General features: G+C 60.3%; 5 protein-coding genes. All 5 read left to right on the forward strand.

From position 1 onward, the window contains the following. On the forward strand, positions 1-320 hold a 320-nt coding region (flgD, locus tag ACIQ17_RS31805; RefSeq protein ID WP_398473517.1), incomplete at its 5' end, for a flagellar hook assembly protein FlgD. Between the two features lie 3 nt (positions 321-323). After that, positions 324-590, forward strand: a complete 267-nt coding sequence (gene fliQ, locus ACIQ17_RS31810) for a flagellar biosynthesis protein FliQ (RefSeq protein WP_398473518.1) — start codon at positions 324-326, stop codon at positions 588-590. 75 nt (positions 591-665) lie between these two features. Then, the gene (gene flhA / locus ACIQ17_RS31815; protein WP_398473520.1) at positions 666-2,753 is read left to right on the forward strand and encodes a flagellar biosynthesis protein FlhA; all 2,088 of its coding nucleotides are present in this window, start codon (positions 666-668) and stop codon (positions 2,751-2,753) included. Then, the gene (fliR, locus tag ACIQ17_RS31820; RefSeq protein ID WP_398473521.1) at positions 2,750-3,496 is read left to right on the forward strand and encodes a flagellar biosynthesis protein FliR; all 747 of its coding nucleotides are present in this window, start codon (positions 2,750-2,752) and stop codon (positions 3,494-3,496) included. Before flhA ends, fliR begins: the two co-directional genes overlap by 4 nt. 6 nt (positions 3,497-3,502) lie before the next feature. Next, positions 3,503-3,881, forward strand: a 379-nt coding sequence (locus tag ACIQ17_RS31825; protein ID WP_398473522.1) for a hypothetical protein, incomplete at its 3' end; no start/stop codon positions are given.

A 3,881-nucleotide genomic window follows, 5' to 3' on the forward strand; every position in this document is an offset into this window, starting at 1 on the left:
TCCTGCAGCTCCTGATCGCGCAGATGCGTAACCAGGACCCGACGAACCCGACCGATTCAACCGAATATATGAGCCAGTTGGCGCAGCTCTCGACGGTCGAGCAGGCCGTCCAGACCAATGCCAAGCTCGACAGCCTTCTGTCCTCGAGTGCGATCCAGCAAGCCGAGGGGCTGATCGGCCGCAATGCATCCTTCACCGATGAGAGCGGAAGTACGACCAGCAGCAAGATCAAGGAAGTGACCATCATTTCGGGCGGAGCTGTCGCGACGCTCGAGAATGGCGTTAAGGTTGCCCTTGGACCCGGAATTACGATCAGCTGAGCCATGAACGAGCGCGACGCCCTCGACATCGCCCAGCAGGCGATCTGGACCATCATCGTGGCGGCTGGTCCGGCAGTCGGCGCAGCGATGGTGGTCGGCATCGTCATCGCGCTGTTGCAGGCATTGACCCAGATCCAGGAAATGACGCTCACCTTCATCCCGAAGATCGTGGTGATGCTGGTCGTTGTGGCGGTCACTGGCTCCTTTATGGGCGCTCATATCTACGCCTTCACCGAGGTGCTCTACGGGCGTATCGAGAGCGGCTTCTAGCCGGGCGCCTGCGCGCCACCCTCGCACAAGCTCGGCGCTGCAAAATGCGGCGATGATATTCGCGCAGGAAGCGTCATGGCCGACATAACCATCTCCGCCCCTCCAGGTGAACGGCGGATCGGCACCGATGTGGCCTTCGCCGTCGGTATCGTCGCCATCCTGACGATGCTTGTCCTGCCGGTCCCGACATTCCTGATCGATGTCGGGCTGTCGTTCTCAATCGCACTATCGGCCTTGATCCTGATGGTTGCACTGTGGATCCAGCGACCGCTCGACTTCTCTGCCTTTCCAACCGTGCTTCTGATCGCGACGATCCTGCGTCTCGCATTGAACGTTGCGACGACGCGCGTGATCCTCTCCCATGGTGGCGAGGGCGAGCATGCCGCCGGATATGTCGTGGCCGGCTTTGCCAAATTCGTGATGGGCGGCGATTTCGTCATCGGCCTGATCATCTTCGCCATTCTGGTGACGGTGAATTTCGTCGTAATCACCAAGGGCGCCACGCGTATCGCCGAAGTGGGCGCGCGCTTCACGCTCGACGCCATTCCCGGCAAGCAGATGGCCATCGATGCCGATCTGTCGGCCGGCCTGATCGACGACAAGGAAGCGCAGGCTCGCCGGCGTGAACTCGAAGAGGAAAGCTCGTTCTTCGGCGCCATGGACGGTGCATCGAAGTTCGTTCGCGGCGATGCCATTGCCGGTCTGATCATTACGGCGATCAACATTTTCGGCGGCATCATTATCGGTGTCACCCATCACGGCATGCCGCTGGGGCGGGCGGCAGACGTGTTCGTCAAGCTGTCGGTCGGCGACGGTCTGGTCTCGCAGATTCCGGCCCTGATCGTTTCGCTGTCGGCGGGCTTGTTGGTGTCCAAGGGCGGTACGCGTGGTTCGGCCGAACAGACCGTTCTCAAGCAGCTTGGCAGCTATCCTCGTGCGCAATCGGTCGCCGCGTTGATGATGTTTGCGCTCGGTCTGCTTCCGGGGCTGCCGTTCCTGCCATTCGCGTTGCTCGGCACCATCATGGCGTTTCTGAGCTTCACGTTGCCGCGCAAGCAGGCTGCGCGCGACAAGCTGGAACAGGCGAGGATTGCGCAGGTTCAGGAGAAGGTGCAGATCGAAGCCAAGGATTCCGTCAAGGAGCTGCTCAAGACGTCCGACATTGAGCTCTGCGTCGGCAGCCAGCTGGCCATCCAGATGCTGAACGCCCATGGCGAGCTTGCACATCGCGTCTCTAAGATCAGACGGCGTTTTGCCACGCAATATGGCTTCGTGGTCCCCGAGATCAAGTTGACGGATGATCTGTCCATCGGTCCGAAATCATATCGCCTGAAGATCTACGGCACCGTTGTCGCCCACCATGAACTGCGTATCGGTGAAGCAATGGTTCTGTTCGATGGCGACAGACGACCGGATGTTCCCGGTGATGAAACCATCGAGCCGGCCTTCGGCATGAAGGCCATGTGGGTTCCGCAGGCGTTTGTCGACGAGCTCAAGCAGGATGGCTTCAAGATCGCGGATAATATCTCCGTATTGCTGACCCATCTCAGCGAGGTCGTGCGCAACAATCTCGCGCAGCTGCTGACATACAAGGATACGCGCGCGCTGATCGACCGGCTGGATCCGGAATACAAGCGGCTGGTCGAGGATATGGTGCCCTCGCTAATCTCGTATTCGGGCCTGCAAGCAGTCTTCAAACTGCTGCTCGCCGAACGCGTCTCGATCCGCAACCTGCATCTGATCCTGGAGGCCATCGCTGAGATCGCCCCACATGTGCGTCGTTCCGAGCAGATTGCCGAGCATGTCCGCATGCGGATCGCGCAGCAGATCTGCGGTGATTTCGCGGATAACGGTGTGCTCAAGGTGTTGCGCCTTGGCAATCGTTGGGATCTCGCCTTCCATCAGAGCCTCAAGCGCGACGGCAAAGGCGAAGTGATGGAGTTCGATGCGGATCCGCGACTCGTCGAGCAATTTGCCGACGATGTCTCGGTCGCGGTCCGCAAGGCTGCGGGGAACGGTGACACGGCCGTGCTCGTCGCCCCACCAGACGTGCGGCCTTATGTGCGCATGATCACGGAGCGGATGTTCCCGACGCTGCCGGTGCTGTCACATGTGGAAATTGCACGCGGCGCAGAGGTCAAGTCGCTCGGAGCCATATCTTGATCTCGGGCGTCTCGGTATCCATTCTGTCCACGTTTCTGATCTTCTGTCGTGTCGGCACCTGCATGATGGTTGCCCCCGGCTATTCGCGCGCCAATATTCCCACCCAGGTTCGTCTGTTCCTTGCCGTCAGTGTCACCTTGATGCTGACGCCCTTGCTGGAAGCATCGGTGCGGCCCGCTGTCGAGGGCGCGCCCGCATCGGACCTCATCCGTCTGATCTTTTCCGAGCTGTTTGTTGGCCTCGTGATCGGGCTGACGGCACGCATGTTCTTTGCTGCGCTTGAAACCCTGGCGACATTTGTCGCCTCCGGCATCGGGCTCACGATGCCGAGTGTTGCCGATGACAACGAACATGTCCCCGCGCTTGTGCCCTTGATCACACTGACGGCCGTGGTGGTGTTCTTCGTCACAGGCCAGCACTGGGAGCTGCTGCGAGGCTTGATCGGTTCGTATCAGATCTGGTTGCCCGCCACAGGCATCAGCGCCGAGGGAGGGCTCGCGCAGCTGGTGGATCATCTGTCCCAGGCTTTCACGCTGGCGTTGCGCGTTGCCAGTCCCTTCGTCGTCTATGCGGTCATTGTCAATTTTGCAGTGGGTCTCGCCAACAAACTGACACCGAGCATCCCCGTCTATTTCATCTCGCTGCCCTTCGTGCTGATGGGCGGATTGATGCTGCTTTACATCACCAGTCGCGAGATGGTCCTGCAGTTCAGCATCGCATTCGCCGCCTGGTTGGCCGGGTGAGGCGCGATGCAGAAACGTGACCGCAAGATTCGCCGTATCGCCGCTGTCCAGGCACGGCTTCATCGGATCGCCGAGTGGCAGCTGATGGAGTGCCAGGCGCGTGAGAACGAGCTCGAAGACAAGCAGCGACGCATCCTCGAAGCATTCAATGACGATAGCAGACTGGCAGACCTCGTGGTTTCCAATGCCGGCCGCAGCTTGCGGGCCGCAAGCGTCGAGCAAGGTGCGGTCGCCAAGATCAAGGAACGGCTTGCGGACAATGCACGCGTCGAAGGACGAAAGCTGAAGCATGTGGAGAGCCTCGTCCATCAGGCCGCTGCACGCGCGATGAAAGATGACGAGAAGCGCACGCTCGATGATGAGATCGACAGCGCCGTTCGCCGCA

The sequence above is a fragment of the Tardiphaga sp. genome (assembly GCF_044340795.1).
Classification (GTDB): domain Bacteria; phylum Pseudomonadota; class Alphaproteobacteria; order Rhizobiales; family Xanthobacteraceae; genus Tardiphaga.